This is a genomic window from Rhodobacteraceae bacterium M385, assembly GCA_025141835.1.
Taxonomy (GTDB): domain Bacteria; phylum Pseudomonadota; class Alphaproteobacteria; order Rhodobacterales; family Rhodobacteraceae; genus Gymnodinialimonas.
Window position 1 is genome coordinate 1262487 of sequence record CP081102.1, and the last position, 15383, is coordinate 1277869.

The 15383-nt window shown below is 60.4% G+C and carries 14 protein-coding genes, 1 tRNA gene and 2 pseudogenes; 10 read left to right on the forward strand and 7 right to left on the reverse strand.

The window, feature by feature from the left end:
* The first annotated feature begins 141 nt into the window (after positions 1 to 141).
* Positions 142 to 1356: a hydantoinase/carbamoylase family amidase gene (locus tag K3728_06190; GenBank protein UWQ96810.1), complete on the forward strand. Its 1215-nt coding sequence runs from the start codon at positions 142 to 144 to the stop codon at positions 1354 to 1356.
* Here the strand turns inward: K3728_06190 and K3728_06195 are convergent.
* The gene (locus K3728_06195; protein ID UWQ96811.1) at positions 1353 to 2309 is read right to left on the reverse strand and encodes an ATP-binding cassette domain-containing protein; all 957 of its coding nucleotides are present in this window, start codon (positions 2307 to 2309) and stop codon (positions 1353 to 1355) included. The genes K3728_06190 and K3728_06195 overlap by 4 nt on opposite strands.
* A pseudogene (locus K3728_06200) lies at positions 2306 to 2710 on the reverse strand (hypothetical protein). The gene K3728_06195 and the pseudogene K3728_06200 overlap by 4 nt, the downstream one beginning before the upstream one ends.
* Positions 2711 to 2791: 81 nt before the next feature.
* Between K3728_06200 and K3728_06205 the strand changes: the two are divergent.
* Positions 2792 to 3025 (forward strand): annotated as a pseudogene (locus K3728_06205) (integrase).
* 69 nt (positions 3026 to 3094) lie between these two features.
* Here K3728_06205 and K3728_06210 read toward each other — a convergent pair.
* Positions 3095 to 3168: transfer RNA gene (locus K3728_06210), tRNA-Cys, on the reverse strand.
* A 165-nt stretch (positions 3169 to 3333) separates the two neighbouring features.
* On the opposite strand from K3728_06210, the gene K3728_06215 reads away from it, so the two are divergent.
* From K3728_06215 to K3728_06230, 4 genes are all read left to right on the forward strand, one after another.
* Positions 3334 to 3987 carry a protein-L-isoaspartate O-methyltransferase gene (locus tag K3728_06215; protein UWQ96812.1) on the forward strand — a complete coding sequence of 218 codons (654 nt, stop codon included), beginning with the start codon at positions 3334 to 3336 and terminating at the stop codon, positions 3985 to 3987.
* Positions 3988 to 4074: 87 nt separating this feature from the next.
* Positions 4075 to 5427 (forward strand): TolC family outer membrane protein, encoded by a 1353-nt coding sequence (locus K3728_06220; GenBank protein ID UWQ97468.1) that lies wholly within the window; start codon positions 4075 to 4077, stop codon positions 5425 to 5427.
* A 205-nt stretch (positions 5428 to 5632) separates the two neighbouring features.
* Positions 5633 to 6895, forward strand: a complete 1263-nt coding sequence (locus K3728_06225) for a hypothetical protein (protein UWQ96813.1) — start codon at positions 5633 to 5635, stop codon at positions 6893 to 6895.
* Positions 6896 to 6985: 90 nt separating this feature from the next.
* Positions 6986 to 7840 carry a rhomboid family intramembrane serine protease gene (locus tag K3728_06230; protein UWQ97469.1) on the forward strand — a complete coding sequence of 285 codons (855 nt, stop codon included), beginning with the start codon at positions 6986 to 6988 and terminating at the stop codon, positions 7838 to 7840.
* Between the two features lie 5 nt (positions 7841 to 7845).
* Here K3728_06230 and efp read toward each other — a convergent pair whose 3' ends face one another.
* Positions 7846 to 8409, reverse strand: coding sequence for an elongation factor P (gene efp, locus K3728_06235; GenBank protein UWQ96814.1), 564 nt, complete (start codon positions 8407 to 8409; stop codon positions 7846 to 7848).
* A 213-nt stretch (positions 8410 to 8622) separates the two neighbouring features.
* On the opposite strand from efp, the gene K3728_06240 reads away from it, so the two are divergent.
* A complete protein-coding gene (locus K3728_06240; protein ID UWQ96815.1) occupies positions 8623 to 8934 on the forward strand; it encodes an elongation factor P in 312 nt (103 codons plus the stop codon).
* Positions 8935 to 9085: 151 nt separating this feature from the next.
* Positions 9086 to 10477, forward strand: coding sequence for an NADP-dependent phosphogluconate dehydrogenase (gene gndA, locus K3728_06245; GenBank protein ID UWQ96816.1), 1392 nt, complete (start codon positions 9086 to 9088; stop codon positions 10475 to 10477).
* A 54-nt stretch (positions 10478 to 10531) separates the two neighbouring features.
* Here gndA and K3728_06250 read toward each other — a convergent pair whose 3' ends face one another.
* Positions 10532 to 11401 carry an ATPase gene (locus tag K3728_06250; GenBank protein UWQ96817.1) on the reverse strand — a complete coding sequence of 290 codons (870 nt, stop codon included), beginning with the start codon at positions 11399 to 11401 and terminating at the stop codon, positions 10532 to 10534.
* Positions 11402 to 11547: 146 nt separating this feature from the next.
* Between K3728_06250 and hemN the strand changes: the two genes are divergently transcribed.
* Positions 11548 to 12897: an oxygen-independent coproporphyrinogen III oxidase gene (gene hemN, locus K3728_06255; GenBank protein ID UWQ96818.1), complete on the forward strand. Its 1350-nt coding sequence runs from the start codon at positions 11548 to 11550 to the stop codon at positions 12895 to 12897.
* Here the strand turns inward: hemN and K3728_06260 are convergent.
* Positions 12894 to 13532: a glutathione S-transferase gene (locus K3728_06260; GenBank protein UWQ96819.1), complete on the reverse strand. Its 639-nt coding sequence runs from the start codon at positions 13530 to 13532 to the stop codon at positions 12894 to 12896. The two genes, hemN and K3728_06260, sit on opposite strands and share 4 nt — an antisense overlap.
* Before the next feature lie 281 nt (positions 13533 to 13813).
* Here K3728_06260 and K3728_06265 point away from each other — a divergent pair, with 281 nt between their 5' ends.
* On the forward strand, positions 13814 to 14926 hold the full coding sequence (locus K3728_06265; protein ID UWQ96820.1) for an S-(hydroxymethyl)glutathione dehydrogenase/class III alcohol dehydrogenase: 1113 nt from the start codon (positions 13814 to 13816) through the stop codon (positions 14924 to 14926).
* An 88-nt stretch (positions 14927 to 15014) separates the two neighbouring features.
* Here the strand turns inward: K3728_06265 and K3728_06270 are convergent, their stop codons facing one another.
* A complete protein-coding gene (locus K3728_06270; GenBank protein UWQ96821.1) occupies positions 15015 to 15383 on the reverse strand; it encodes an Hpt domain-containing protein in 369 nt (122 codons plus the stop codon).

The following is a 15383-nucleotide window of genomic DNA, read 5'->3' on the forward strand; positions in this document are numbered from 1 at the left end:
GATCGATTACCCTAGATTACTTGAAGTCTCTGAAAATTCCGTCCCTTTTGGGCATAGAGTTAACGATAAAGTCGTTTCTGGCTGGAGGAATTAATGCTTCCAGCAGTTGGCGGTTGGGTAGCAAAAGGTTATTGTAAATTCATGCCGTCCTATACCGTTAACCAAGCACGCTTTCTTTCGGACCTTCATTCCCTCCGCCGGTTTGGCGCGGATGGAAGCGGGGTGCGAAGGCGCGCGTTCTCAAAGGTGGATTTACAAGCGCGGGATTGGATGGCGAAACGCATGTCCGAGGCCGGCTTAGTTCCCCACTTCGACCCTGTCGGAAACCTCTTCGGTCTCGCACCTGGCAAATCGTTATTGATTGGATCTCACTCCGACACCCAGCCAGAGGGCGGTTGGCTTGACGGCGCTTTGGGTGTCATCGCAGGTCTGGAAATAGCGCGCGCTTCAATTGAGGTTGGCGGACCGCCCATATCTGTCGTTAGTTTTCAGGATGAAGAGGGGCGCTTCGGCGCACTCACTGGCAGTTCGGTCTGGTCTGGAAAGCTGGATCTGGCCAGTGCCGACAGCCTTGTAGCAGACGACGGTACTCGGTTTGCGGATGCGCGAAAGACCCTCGGCAATCGCGAGGGCGGCTTTATCGATCCCGAACGCTTCACCGGGTTTCTCGAATTGCATATCGAACAGGGCCCGAACCTGGACCAATCTGGTGAATCAATCGGCGTCGTCACTGGCATCGTCGGTTCCCGACAGCTTCGGATCACAGTGCAGGGCCAGCAAAACCATGCGGGCACTACCCCGATGGCGATGCGGCGTGATGCGCTGACAACAGTGTCGAGGTTCGCTGCGAAACTGGAAGATGCCTTTGCCAACGTGATTACACCTCAGACGGTTTGGACCATCGGGCAGTTGCATCTACACCCCAATGTTCCATCCATCGTTCCTGGCCGCGCCGTTTTCACTCTGCAATGGCGCGATGTGGATGAGGATCGGCTCGAGCGGATGGACCGCATAATTGCCGATGTTGTCGCCGCAACAGCCCGTCACACTGGATGTGAGATCACAATAGAACACTTGCGCCAGACGCTGGTGCCTGTCCCGATGGACGGTACGATGAAATCCGCGCTATCGGACGCCGCAAGGGACATCGCGCCTGGGCGTTGGAGGTCGATGCCGTCCGGCGCGCTTCACGATGCTTCCAACATCGCGGCGTTGATGCCGGTGGGGATGCTGTTCGTCCCCTCCATCAACGGTATTTCTCATGCGTTTGAGGAAGATACCGCCGAGGCTGACCTCGTGGACGGCCTCAAGGTGCTGGCTGTTGCGGCACAGCGATTGGCGGGTGGCGCAGGCTAGTCGATCGGGTGGTGGCAGGCGACGGGGTACTTGCCGTCATGAGATGTCAGTTTCGGCACCTCGATGGCGCAGATATCACTGGCAAACGGGCACCGCGCACGGAAGGCGCAACCTTTGGGCGGTTTCAGTGGATCGGGGAGTTCCGTCTCGTGCCCCTCGGGGGCAACAAGGTCCCGGCCCACGATGGGTGCGCTATCGGCCAGCAACTTGGTGTAGGGATGACGCGGGGCGCGGAATACGTCTTTAGCATCTCCAAGTTCTACCAAGGATCCAAAATACAGCACTGCGACCCGGTCAGAGACCGCCTCCACGACCGCCAAGTCGTGGCTGATGAACAGATAGGTCAGGCCAAACCATGTCTTGAGGTCGGCCAGCAGGTTAAGCACCTGCGCTTGCACAGTTACGTCCAGCGCGGAAACCGGCTCATCTAGTATAAGAATGCGCGCCTCGGCAGCCAAGGCACGGGCGATCCCGATGCGCTGTGCCTGTCCACCTGAGAATTCGTGCGGATAACGGTCGAGGAATTCCTCACGCAAGCTAACGGTCGCGAAAATCTCGGAGATGCGCGCATCACGTTCCATCTTGGTCATCCCATGCAAGAGCTTCAATGGCACTTCGATGATTTGACGGATGGTCTTGCGGGGGTTCAAGGAGCTGATCGGGTCCTGGAAAACATACTGGATACGCTTGCCGAACAGCGCCGGGTAGGCGTTGTCGAGGGCGTTTCCCTCTATCTCGATGGTACCGGTCGTAGGTTGCAACGGCCCCACTAGCATCCGAGCGAGAGTGGACTTGCCGCAACCGGACTCGCCTACGATACCCAGTGTTTCACCGGGCTCCACATCCAGAGTGATCGGATGGACGGCACGCACACCGGGTTTCTCTGGCCCGAACAAAGTGCGTGCGAGGGGAAAGGTTTTTGACAGATCGGACAGGCGCAGGGCAGGGGTCATCCGGCGGCCTCCTCTTGGGCGACGGGATGCAGGCATCTGACAGCGCGCTTGCGATTTGTTCGCAGTGTCAGTTCGCCTTTGCGACAATCGGACTGCACGCGATCACAGCGGTCCGCGAATGAGCAGCCGGGGGGGAGGGCATCGACGGGAGGCGGCAGACCAGGAATGGCCTCCAGTCGTCGCCGTCCGCCGCCCAATTCTGGCACGCAGGCCATCAGCCGCGCAGTGTAGGGGTGGTGCGGCGTGTCGAGGATAGCGCGTGTCGGGCCCTGTTCCACAATCCGGCCTGCTTACATCACTGCCACGCGGTCACACAGCTGGGCAAGAGATCGTGGCCTTTCTGAACTGCGCGTCCAGACACGCGCCAAACTGTCGCCGGAAACTGGTAGAGCGACAGGCATACTGAGAAATGCGCAACGGATGCGCAATGGTGAATCAGATCGGCTTTGTTGCACAAATGGGCTGGTGGATGTTTTCAGAGGAAGTCGAAGATGAAACACCCGGACGCAGCAAATTACGTCACACACGGTCTGCGCAAGAACGCGACAATCGAACTTTACCAGGCAGGATGCGACGACGAGATGGTGAAGGCTGTGACGGGGCACTCTGGGTTGGAGATGCTACAAAAGTATGGAGGAACGATCCGTCAGCGAGAGCTGGCGGCACGCGCCCAAGACGCACGCAATCGTTTCGAACAGAACAGGAAGGAAACATGAATGTTTCAACACCTGTTTCAAAAACCTGAAGTTTGGAGGGGATGAAATGACGCAAGTCATTGATTTGCTTGGAGGCGAGTACCGGAATCGAACCGGTGTACACGGATTTGCAATCCGCTGCGTAACCACTCCGCCAACTCGCCCGAAGCGGTGTCTGACTATTGGCTCCGCTGCGGGGCGTCAAGCGGTTCCGGAACGGTTTGCGATATGGTCCGCGTCAGTTTGGCACCAAGGGGCAATGGGTCGTTGCGCGGGGGACGGCGATATGCGACACCAAAATCGAGAAACTAGACGGAATGGTTCAGTTTATGGCCGACTTTACACAGCGCCGTGTCACGATGGTTGATACGCAAGTGCGCCCCTCCGATGTAACCAATTTCCCTGTCCTCGATGCGATGCTCAGCGTCCCGAGAGAGGCATATACACCCGACGCTTCCCGCGATGTCGCCTATGCCGATGGGCCGATCCCCTTGGGCGGTGGCCGTCAGCTCTTGGACCCGCGCGCGACGGCGAAACTTTTGCAAGCGTTGGAGCCAAAGCCAACCGATCTTGTGCTCGAAGTTGGGGCCTCCACTGGCTACACAACCGCGCTTCTGGCCCATATGGCCGAGGCTGTCGTTGCGGTTGAGGAAGACGAAGATCTGGTGCGCGACGCGCAGGCCGCCCTCAGCGAGCAGGGCGTTGATAATGCCGCGCTCAGCCAAGGTGCCTTGGTGGACGGCAACGCCAAACATGCGCCCTATGATGCCATCGCGATCATGGGCGGCGTGGAAGAAATTCCCGCGGCCCTTCTTGAACAGTTGAAAGAGGGTGGACATATCGCTGCCATCTTCATGGATGGCGCGTTGGGAGAGGCTCGTATCGGGGTCAAATCTGGCGGGCGGATGTCCTGGCGGATGGTGTTCAACGCAACGGCGCCGGTTTTGCCGGGGTTTGCACGGGCGCATAGCTTCGCATTTTAACGGATCGGGCCCGGGTCCGGCGTAAGACAGACGTAGATAAGGACTTCCTGGATGGCACTTCGGTTTTTTGGTCGCGCACGGGGCGTGATGTTGGCCACAACCCTCGCGGCGATCGCCGCGCTTCCCGTTCAGGCCGATAGCTTACGGCAGGTCATGGTGGATGCTTATCGCAATTCCAACCTGCTCGAGCAGAACCGCTATCTCCTGCGCATCCAGGACGAAGGCGTGGCCCAAGCGGTTGCGCAGTTGCGCCCGGTTCTCAGCTTCGTGGCCTCCATGGAGCGCGACTTGGTCAACAACACCTCTACGGCCTCGGCGTCGTTGGTGGCGGAATACTTGATCTACGATGGCGGGGCGCGTCGGTTCGCGTTGGAGGCGGCGGAAGAGACCGTTCTGGCCGCCCGTCAGCAGCTTGTCGCGCTGGAGCAGCAAGTGCTCTTTGATGCCGTCACCGCCTATATGAATGTCTGGCGCGATATGCAGATCGTTGGTGTGCGCGAACGCAACGTGCGCGTCATCACGCAACAGCTTCGCGCCGCCCGTGATCGCTTTGAAGTGGGCGAAGACACCCGCACCGATGTCGCCCAGGCCGAGGCGCAATTGGCCACGGCCCGGTCGCAACTGGCCGCAGCCCAAGGCGCGCTAGAGATCAGCCGCGAACTGTTTAACCTTGCCGTGGGCCGCTATCCCAATGGGCTCAACAATCCCGGTTCGATCCCCAATGTGCCCCGCACAGAAGCCGCCGCGCAGGCTTTGGCGCGGCAGGAACATCCGTCGATTCAGGCGTTGCAGCACGAAGTTACCGCCGCCGAATTGGGCATTGAACAGGCCCGTGCCGGCCTGCGTCCGCAACTCAGCCTTGATGGCCGGGCGACGGAAGTGTTTGAAAATACCGCCAATCCAACCGCTGAAGGGGGCGCCGCCTCCATCGGTCTGACGCTGACCCAGCCGATCTATCGCGGCGGGCAGTTGATGTCGTTGGAGCGTCAATCGCGCGCACAGGCCGCTGCGGTGCGCTTTTCCCTGAATCAGCAGGTGCGCGTAAACCTGCAAGGGGTGGGCAACGCCTGGGCGTTGATGAACATTGCATCGGCGCAAATTCAGGCGGCAGATCAAGGGATTGAAGCGGCCGAGCTGGCTTTTGCTGGGGTGCAGGAAGAGGCGTCCCTTGGCGCTCGGACCACTCTGGATGTGCTCGACGCTGAACAAGACGTGCTCGACGCCCGCATCAGCCGGATCGAGGCGCAGGCAGACCTGTACCAATACAGCTATCAATTGCTGTCGGCCGCGGGCCTTCTGACGGTGGAGGCGCTGAACCTCAACGTGCCGGAATATGACCCCGCCGCTTATGCCAACATGTTCTCGGGCGCGCCGTCGCGGGTGAACAGCCCTCAGGGCGAGCAGCTTGATTCTATGCTAGAGCGTGTCGGCCGCGACTAAACCCTTGCCCTATGGCGTATCGCGCCGGGGGCAGATCGCAATATCTGGGCTTTGAGTTGAATCCTTCAGGGATCGTTCACAGGAATTGTTGTGTGAAATGCCGCTTTTAGGTATCCTACCCTTGAACTGATTATCAGAACGGCCTGCCAATGGCCGCTATTGAGGGGCCATGGCGCGGTTGCGCCCGCCTTTGAGGAGAGCATGAATGTCCGATCCCGCGAAAACGCCGGAAGAGATCGAAGATGTTTTGGCATCTGTCCGTAGGCTTGTGTCCGACCATTCGCCCGCGCGGGAAGAGCGTGCAAAATCTGCCGATCCAGCCCCTGAGGTGGCCGCAGAACCGGCGCAGCCTGACGCGTTGGTTCTGACCCCGTCGTTCCGTGTGACTGACCCCGAAGACCCTTGGGTGCCCGTCGAAGCGCCGGAGAAAACGATGGCGGCAGAAGACCTTATCGCCGAGATCGTGACCTCTGCCGAGGAATCGGAAGAAGTATCCCCTGCGCCAGAAGATGCGTCAGAAAATACCTCAGAGCCTGACGGCGCTGAATGGCAGCCCGATGATCGCCTTGCCAGCTTCGCCTCTGTCGGGGCGGTGGAAGATGACCGCCCGCTCCCGGAACCCTGGGTGAGTGAGCCAAATGAACAAACCTCTGCCGAGGAAGACATCGCGGACCTGATCCGACTTGATGGCTCTGAGGCGACCAACGCAGATTTCGAATCCGAGACGGGCGATGACAATTGGCCCGAGGGCGGGGCGGAAGCAGCACTTCTGACGCTTGTTGCCCGCCGTGAGCCTGCATCGGAGGAGGCTGACGCTCAAGAAGAAGGGGCGGCAGAAGAAGCAGCCGCAACTCCGGTTGAGCTGGTTGAAGGCACGCCGGAACCCGATGCGGCAGGCGACGGCACGTCCGAAAGCGATCAGGCGGAAGAGGCGACCGATGACAGCCCTGCGTGGGAAGCGGACAGCGATGAAGAGGACAACACAGCCTCTGATGACCCCGCCGAAGATGACGTAGAAGAAGCGCAGCGAACCTCGGAACACGTCGAAGCGACTGACGATGCGCCCTCCGAAGACCATGTTGAGGAAGAGCACGCCGAGGACGACAACGTTGCCGGCTCCAAGGCTGCTGATTCCAGACCCTTCACGCCGTTCATTCCAACTCCTGTCGCCGCCGAAATTGCCGACACCCTGGAAGCCGACCGCACCGACGAAGATGCCGCCAGCGAAGATACCTCCGCCGAGGCCGTCACCGAGGACGACATCGACGATTTCGGTGATGCGGAATCCCCCTTTGCCTTCCCGGAAGCCGATGAAGGCATCCTTGACGAAGACACCCTGCGCGAGATCATCGTCGAGGTCGTGCGCGAGGAGCTTCAGGGGGTCTTGGGCCAACGCATCACGCGCAATGTGCGCAAAATGGTGCGGCGTGAAATCCGTCTGGCTTTGGCGGCGGAAGGACTCGAATAACGCTGTGATTTCTGCGGCCTAGCCCAGTCCTAGGGCGGGCCGTTGACCACGGCGCTTGACCTTCGCGTCCTGACGCCCAACCTGTCATCCATGTTTCCGATCCGTGACCATAACCCTTCCGAGCGGACGCCCTATGTCACATGGGCGTTGATGGCGGTGAATGTCGTTGTGTTCCTGCTCTATTATCCGGCCATCGGCGGGGACGAGGCGCAATTGCTGCGCTTCTACACCACGTGGGGGCTGGTGCCCCGCGACGTGCTGCAAGGGGGCACGTCACAGACAATCCTCACATCGATGTTCCTCCATGGGGGCTGGATGCACTTGCTGGGTAACATGCTGTTTTTGTGGATATTTGGCGACAACCTGGAAGACATGATGGGCCGCGTCGGCTTTTTGCTGTTCTACCTCGCCAGTGGGGCGGCAGCCGCGGCGGGGCAAATCCTTGCGGACACTGGATCTTCCGTGCCGATGGTGGGGGCGTCGGGGGCGATTGCGGGCGTAATGGGGGGCTATTTGCTGATGTTCCCCCGGGCGCGGATCGACGTTCTAGTGATCCTCGTGGTGTTTGTGAAAGTCTTCACGATCCCGGCTTGGTTGATGTTGGGCCTGTGGTTTGCCCTGCAATTGGTCAGCGGGTTGTCGATGGATCTGGTGGGCGGCGGCGTGGCCTATTGGGCCCATGCGGGGGGCTTTGTGGCGGGTGTGGTCTTGGCGCTTCCGTTGTTCCTGCGCCGGGGCGCGGCGGGATACTGGGCCACGTCGTCGGGCAAGCCGCCCCATGACGAAATGGAATATCGTGTCGTCAAACGTGCCCGCTCTCCGATCCCGATCGTGCGCCGCTCTCGCAGCCCGCAGGGCATGGATCGGCCCCTTGCGGACCTTGCCCGGGTGCCTCGCGCGGGCACGCGTCGTGCGCCGCGGGGGCCTTGGTCCGGGAAACGGTAGCGGCCTTAGGCGCGCTCGGAATATTCCATCGTTTCGGTGTTCACCACGATCTCTTCGTCCTGACCCACGAAAGGCGGCACCATCACTTTGACGCCGTTTTCCAGGATCGCGGGCTTGAACGAGTTCGCCGCCGTCTGACCTTTTACTACCGGCTCAGTCTCTGCGATCTTGCAGACCACTTTTTGCGGGAGCGAGGCGTTCAGCGCCTCTTCCTCGTGGAATTCGACCACGATGGTCATGCCGTCTTGCAAGAAGGGGCGGCGTTCGCCCAACAACTCGGCCGGCAATTCGATCTGTTCGTAGGTTTCGGCGTCCATAAACACCAGCATTCCGTCGGATTCGTAAAGGAATTGCTGATCTTTCTGTTCGAGTCGAACCCGCTCTACTTTGTCCGCGGACCTAAACCGTTCGTTCAGCTTTGAGCCGTTACGAAGATTGCGCAACTCGACCTGAGCAAAAGCGCCGCCTTTGCCGGGTTTTACATGATCCACCTTCACGGCGGCCCACAAACCGCCATTATGTTCAAGTACATTGCTTGGGCGAATCTCGTTTCCGTTAATTTTCGGCATGTGTCAAAACCTTGGCAAAACCTTGAGAAATTGTTGACGCAACCTATATCTGGGCTCTGAGAGGGTGTCCATACACCGGAAACTGTGCGCGAGAACGGCGAGCCATGCAGGGGGTGCATACCACATATGTGATATTTGCATCCCTAAACAGCACAGAATCTGGGCATAACAAGCGGCACGCCAAAAATGCAAGAGCAATAAAAAGGAAGCGAAATGCGCGATTTCGTTGACGGAACCGCTTTCAACTTTGAACAAGGCACACGGGCGCGAAAACTTTTCGCCGCGGTTGTTTTGGCAGCGTTGGATGATGCGATAGCCGATGACAAGAAATACGGGAATGGTCCAGAGCAAATCGCTCGTTGGGCGCGTTCGCGCGATGGACGGGAAGTCCTGTCCTGCGCGGGTATTGACCCGAATGAAAGAGTTGTGAACGGCCTCATGGCCTTCGTAGCAAACGGGGTTCGGACTTCTGTGGCACTGAGCCGTGAAGAAAGCGAACGCCGCAATCAGGCCGAAGCTGCCTGATCCAGACGTTACTAAGCTGCCACTTCGAAAGCGCGCCCCTCTGCAGGGCGCGTTTTTCGTTTCTGGGTCTTGGCGCTGCATTTCCTCTGGGCCTCATCTTGCAATTCCGCACCAAGTCGCCTTGATGTGAGGAAACTTGAGGGGACGCGACATGGATAAAGCAGACATCGGATTGATCGGGCTAGGGACGATGGGCTCGGCGCTGGCGCTTAACATTGCCGAGAAGGGCTTTAAGGTCGCGGTTTGGAACCGCACCGCCGCCACCACGCAGGCTTTCGTGAAAGAGGCCGGAGACTTAGCTGCCAATGTCGTCGCCACTGATACGCTAGAGGAGCTGACCACCGCGCTGATAGGCCCGCGCGCCATCATCCTGATGGTGCCCGCCGGGGCGCCCGTGGATCAACAGATTGCGGCGCTGGACCCGTTCCTTGACCCCGACGACATGGTGATCGACGCGGGCAACGCGAATTTCCGGGACACGATCCGCCGGATGGAGGATCTTACGCGGCCGTTTCTGGGCATCGGTGTCTCTGGCGGGGAAGAGGGCGCGCGCCACGGCCCTGCGATCATGGGCGGCGGCGATCCGGCCCATTGGGCGCGGGTGGAACCGATCCTGACTGCCATCGCTGCGAAGTTTGAAGACACGCCCTGCGCTAATCTGATGGGCGAAAACGGGGCCGGGCATTTCGTGAAGGCGGTCCACAACGGGATCGAATATGCGGACATGCAGCTGATCGCCGAGGTCTACGGGTTGATGCGCGACGGTCTGTCGATGGATGCGGCTGCCACGGGCGAGATTTTTGCCGATTGGAACAAGGGGCGACTGAGCTCTTACTTGATCGAGACCTCTGCCGCCGTCGCCCGTGCCCATGACGCGGCGACAGACGCGCCGCTTTTGGACGTGATCGTCGATGCGGCGGGCCAGAAAGGCACCGGGCGCTGGACCGCGATCGAGGCGCAACATCTGGGCACGCCGATCCCGGTGATCGAGGCCGCCGTCGCCGCCCGCAACATGTCCGCGCAGCGCGGGTTGCGGTCAGATTTGGCCGAGACCTTCGGCGGCGTTAACGAAATTGATATACCAATTGATATACTCGAAGCGGCGCTGACCTGCGGAAAAGTCCTCTGTTACACGCAGGGCTTCGACATGCTTCGCGCCGCCGCTAGCGCGTTTCACTGGTCCCTGAAGCCCGAGGTGATCGCCCGCAATTGGCGGGCAGGCTGTATCATCCGCTCTGCCATGTTGGATGACATGGCCGAAGCCTTCGAGACGGCCCCCGATGGCACCCTCATGGCTGCGCCCTATTTCGCTGATATCCTTGCAGAAACCATCGGTGCACTGCGCGAAACTGTGATCGCGGCCAACGGTGCCGGGCTCCCCGTGCCTGCCATGTCCGCGGCCTTGGCCTACTTCGACACCATGCGGCAGGCGCGCGGTACGGCGAATATGATCCAAGGCCAGCGCGACCATTTTGGTCTGCACGGGTTCGAGCGTCTGGATAGTGGTGCCAAGGATCAGCATGGTCCCTGGGCTGGTGTATGAGCTTCGCCTTGTAGGTCGTTGAAATAAAATGGGAATTGGTGGGCTTATGTCCCGCTAATTCCGACCCATCTGCGACGCAAGGGTAAGGGCCCCATCTAGGGAACTGCCCTCTGGCGGCACGATGTTTACCGCCATCTCGGCTGGCAAAAACGGTGCATAATGGGGCGCGAGGCCGCCAATCGGCACGATCTTCTCACCGCTTTGCCAGCCCAAATGCTCTAACCGCCGCGCGATGTGTCCCGCGCCCTGTTGAACCAGCTCTAAGCCGTTGATATCCCCCGCATTTGCGGCCTCCACAATCCGGGGCGCAAAGCGAGCGAAATCTCCCGGCGTGGCGCGGGCGGCGAACCCCACGATCGCCGCGGGCGAGGTAAACTCTGCCAATGTCTCTCGCGTCAACTCACTGGCGGGATGCAAGCCGTCTTCCACTTCCAAAACTCGGCTTAACAATCCACGCCCCAAATATCCGCCTGAGGCGACATCGCCCAAAACCAAGCCCCATCCGCCGATCAGCCGATCCACACCGCCCGCGCGGCGGCCGATGAAGGTGCCGGTGCCAATCCCCAAAATGCACCCGTCCGAGGCCCCTAATGCGCCCACCATGGCGGTGCGTTTGTCGTCCTCCACGGCGACGTTTTTCTGCGGCAATGCCGTGGCGATTGCTGCGCCCATAGCGGCATCCATGACCCCCGCGAGGCCAATAAACGTTGGCATTTCAGCGGCTTGCCTGTCGCTGATCCCGGCGGCAGTAGCCAGTTGAGCCAAGCCGCTACGCAGGGTTTCAACGGCGCGATCAAAGTCGGTAGAGGCATTGGCCCCCGCCAATTTCACATCCCACCGCTGCGAGCCAAGGCGCAGGGCGAACCGGCAATTGGTGCCGCCGCCGTCGATGCCGATACAGGCGTCTGTTGTCTGATTAACCATGGCTCACAGATATCAAACCCGCCGGGAAACGCCATTTGAAACCGCCGCAATTCGCGCGGTTGATCTGAGTCAAAGCGCGGCGCCCGCGCCGATTGCAAGGTGGCGCCAACGGCCAAGCGCCACCACCCCAGCAGCAGGAGCGCCCGATGGACCCTATTTTGCAACGCTACGCCACCCGCGCCACGCCGCGCTACACCAGCTATCCCACGGCCCCGCATTTCCAGAAGGGATTTACCCAAACCCGCTACCGAGATTGGCTAGGTAAACTGGATCGACATGACCCGATATCGCTCTATCTGCATGTGCCGTTTTGCCGTCAGATGTGTTGGTACTGCGGGTGCAACATGAAGCTCGCCTCAAAGTACGACCCCGTCGCTAACTACGCGAAAACGCTGCGGAAAGAGGTCGCGCTAACGGCTGAGGCTTTGCCAGACAGGATGACGGTTTCGCATCTGCATTGGGGTGGCGGCACGCCGACGGCCCTGAGCCCCGATGATCTGGAAGCCTTGATGGCGGAGGTTCACGAATGGTGGGATTTCACCCCCGATGCCGAGGTAGCGATTGAAAGCGACCCGCGCACCTTGACGGCAGAGATGGCCGCGCGGATCGGCGCGATGGGCTTCACCCGCGCCAGCTTCGGCGTGCAAGAGTTCGACCTACGGGTTCAGAAGGCGATTAACCGGGTGCAACCTCCTGAAATGGTGCGAAAAAGTGTGGATCAGCTCAGGGCAGGGGGCGTGTCGGGGATCAACTTTGATCTGATTTATGGGCTGCCGTTTCAGACCGTGGACAGCATCGTCGAAACCGTGAAGCTGAGCGCCGCCATGCGCCCGGACCGGGTCGCGCTGTTTGGCTACGCCCATGTGCCGTGGATGGCGAAGAACCAGCGCATGATTGACGAGGCAAGCCTGCCCAAAGCGCCGGAACGCGCCGCCCAAGCCGCCGCAGCCGCGCGGGCGCTGGTGGCGGAAGGCTATGTCGCTATCGGCTTGGATCACTTCGCGCTGCCCGGCGACGCGCTGACGATCGCGGCGGGCAACGGCACGCTGCGGCGGAACTTCCAAGGCTACACCACGGATCAGGCCGAAACGATGGTGGGAATGGGGGCCACATCGATCGGGCGGACGCCCTTGGGATACGTGCAAAACATAGCGGAAACAGGGGCTTGGTCCCGCGCGGTGGAGGAAGGGCGGCTACCGGTGGCCAAGGGGCTTCCCTTTGTGGGAGAGGATCGTTTGCGCGGCGATGTGATTGAGCGGTTGATGTGCGACGGATGCGTGGACGCAGACGCCATTGGCGCGCGCCACGGCGCGGCGGCGGGGTGGTGGGAGGCTGCCCTGCCGCAGTTGCAAGAGATGGCCGTGGACGGCTTGTTATCCCTACGCGACGGAAGGGTGGCGATGACAGAGAAGGGACAGCCTTTGGTGCGCCTCGCGGCGGCGGCCTTTGACACCTACTTGCAAGACAGCACGGCGCGCCATTCCGTCGCCGTTTAGGCGCGGCCAAACCAGACGGGTGCATCACCCTCGGCCCAAGGGATGAATTTGGGCATGATCTCGGTGAACCGGGGGGTGTCCGTGAACCGGGCGAGCCAGGCAATCAGCCGTGGCCAGGGTTGTGCGTCAAACCAAGTGCGATCGGTATTGGCGAACTGTCGCACGAAGGGCCAGATTGCGTGATCCGCCAACATAGCCCGGTCGCCGCACAGCCAATCATTCTCTGCCAGCCGGGTCTCTAGCGCCATAAGGTAGCGTGACGCCGTCTGACGTTCCGCGTCTGGATCAAGGTCCGGGTGGCGAGAGGCGTATTTTGTGTGATCGAGGGCGGCTTTGAACGGGCCGTCATTGGTCTCGATCAAGGTCATGCCGTCGGCGGGCATATCGAGCAGACGGTCAGGGTCGTTTTGCTGCAACGCCCAGATCATGATATCAAGGCTTTCGTCCAGCACCCGGTCCGGTAATCGCAGGGCGGGTACTGTCGCCGACGGCGAGGTCTGCAAAAACGCCTCTGGCTTGTTGCGTAGCACGATTTCTCGCAGCTCCACCTTGATGTCCGCCGCCAAGATCGCCCCTCGGGCCCGCATGGCATAGGGGCAGCGGCGAAAGCTCCAGAGGATCGGGGAAGGGGGCATAGGTTGGCTTTACTTCATGGGACGAGGGTGGCCGCATTTTGGCACAGGGCGGGGTGGGTCGCTAGTGATCCACGCAAGACGACCGGTGAATTCTGCGGTGGCAGGGGGCGGGGCATTTGGCTATCAATTAACGCAAGCAGCCGGATTGGGTTCACTGTGGTTTCGGAACGCGCTTGTGGGCGCCGAAATGCAGGGGGATGCGATGCAACTGGCCCTGAGACAAGATCTCGGATGATGAGAATGCATTGACTTCTGGCAAGTCAAATAAGGGAGAATGTGATATGAGAACTACCGCAGCCGTCGCCGTTGCCGCCGGAAAACCGCTTGAGGTTATGGAGGTCAATCTTGAAGGCCCCCGCGCCGGAGAGGTCTTGGTCGAGATCAAAGCCACGGGCTTGTGCCACACCGATGAATTCACCCGCTCGGGCGATGACCCTGAAGGGATCTTCCCGGCCATTTTGGGCCACGAGGGCGCAGGTGTGGTGATCGAAGTGGGCGAAGGCGTGACCAGCTTGGAAGTGGGCGATCACGTGATCCCGCTTTACACGCCTGAATGTCGGGAATGCGAGTACTGCCTCAACCCGAAGACCAACCTGTGCCAGTCGATCCGCTCGACCCAGGGCGCGGGGCTGTTGCCGGACGGCACGACGCGGTTCTCGATGCTGGATGGGACACCGATCCATCACTACATGGGCTGCTCAACTTTCGCGAACCACACCGTTGTGCCGGAAATTGCCTTGGCAAAGGTCCGCAAAGACGCGCCGTTTGATAAGATTTGTTACATCGGTTGTGGCGTCACAACGGGCATTGGTGCGGTTATCAACACCGCCAAAGTGGAAATCGGTAGCCGCGCGATTGTGTTTGGATTGGGGGGTATTGGCCTGAACGTGATCCAGGGCCTGCGCCTTGCGGGGGCGGATCAGATCGTGGGCGTGGACCTGAACGACAGCAAGGTCGAGATGGGCGAACGCTTTGGCATGACCGATTTCGTCAACCCCTCGAAGGTAGAGGGCGATCTGGTGGCGCATCTGGTGGAACTGACCGGCGGCGGCGCGGATTACACCTTTGATGCCACGGGCAACGTGCAGGTCATGCGCACGGCGCTGGAAGCTGCGCACAAGGGCTGGGGCGAAAGCATCATCATTGGCGTGGCCCCCGCAGGTGCCGAAATCAGCACCCGTCCGTTCCAATTGGTCACCGGGCGTAGCTGGCGTGGCACTGCCTTTGGCGGCGCGTCGGGGCGCACGGATGTGCCCAAGATCGTGGATTGGTACATGGACGGCAAGATCGAGATTGACCCGATGATCACCCACAAACTGAAGTTGGAAGAGATCAACCACGGCTTCGATCTTATGCATGAAGGCAAGTCGATCCGCGCGGTCGTGGAATACTAAGGGCCACGCGCGAACGCCTAAAAATGCAAAGGGGCCGTCCCATGGGCGGCCCTTTTTCTGTTGGGAGGTCTCTTGCAGGGAAAGGTCGTCAGGCGGGGCTGTTGGCTTGCACAGCTTTAAGGTCTTCGGTCAGGTCAACGACCGCCTCAAACACCTTTTCCACGCCGACGGCGCTTGGCTCGCCCGTGCGTTCATCAATCAGCATTGCCTCAGCTCGGGCGCTTTTGGCCCCGAGTTCACCAAGCCCGATAGAGCCCGCAATCCCGGCAACCTTGTGCAACTCACGCTCGATACCGTGCAGACAATCGGCAAGGTCTTCGCCGTCCGAGATACGCTCAAACTGACAGCCGATTTCCTCCAGCCGGTCGGGGATGGATTCCACAAACCGCGCCCGAACCCGTGCAAGAGCATTGGCAAACTGATCGCCTGCCTTGGAGGGAGGTAGGGGAGGGGCCAT

Excerpts from the sequence above, each read along its gene's own strand:
- K3728_06240 (UWQ96815.1), top strand. The coding sequence starts at position 8,623 with ATGCGCGATTTCGTTGACGGAACCGCTTTCAACTTTGAACAAGGCACA.
- K3728_06190 (UWQ96810.1), top strand. The coding sequence starts at position 142 with ATGCCGTCCTATACCGTTAACCAAGCACGCTTTCTTTCGGACCTTCAT.
- K3728_06225 (UWQ96813.1), top strand. The coding sequence starts at position 5,633 with ATGTCCGATCCCGCGAAAACGCCGGAAGAGATCGAAGATGTTTTGGCA.
- K3728_06250 (UWQ96817.1), bottom strand. The coding sequence starts at position 11,401 with ATGGTTAATCAGACAACAGACGCCTGTATCGGCATCGACGGCGGCGGC.
- hemN (UWQ96818.1), top strand. The coding sequence starts at position 11,548 with ATGGACCCTATTTTGCAACGCTACGCCACCCGCGCCACGCCGCGCTAC.
- K3728_06230 (UWQ97469.1), top strand. The coding sequence starts at position 6,986 with ATGTTTCCGATCCGTGACCATAACCCTTCCGAGCGGACGCCCTATGTC.
- K3728_06260 (UWQ96819.1), bottom strand. The coding sequence starts at position 13,532 with ATGCCCCCTTCCCCGATCCTCTGGAGCTTTCGCCGCTGCCCCTATGCC.
- efp (UWQ96814.1), bottom strand. The coding sequence starts at position 8,409 with ATGCCGAAAATTAACGGAAACGAGATTCGCCCAAGCAATGTACTTGAA.
- gndA (UWQ96816.1), top strand. The coding sequence starts at position 9,086 with ATGGATAAAGCAGACATCGGATTGATCGGGCTAGGGACGATGGGCTCG.
- K3728_06215 (UWQ96812.1), top strand. The coding sequence starts at position 3,334 with ATGGCCGACTTTACACAGCGCCGTGTCACGATGGTTGATACGCAAGTG.
- K3728_06265 (UWQ96820.1), top strand. The coding sequence starts at position 13,814 with ATGAGAACTACCGCAGCCGTCGCCGTTGCCGCCGGAAAACCGCTTGAG.
- K3728_06270 (UWQ96821.1), bottom strand. The coding sequence starts at position 15,383 with ATGGCCCCTCCCCTACCTCCCTCCAAGGCAGGCGATCAGTTTGCCAAT.
- K3728_06195 (UWQ96811.1), bottom strand. The coding sequence starts at position 2,309 with ATGACCCCTGCCCTGCGCCTGTCCGATCTGTCAAAAACCTTTCCCCTC.
- K3728_06220 (UWQ97468.1), top strand. The coding sequence starts at position 4,075 with ATGTTGGCCACAACCCTCGCGGCGATCGCCGCGCTTCCCGTTCAGGCC.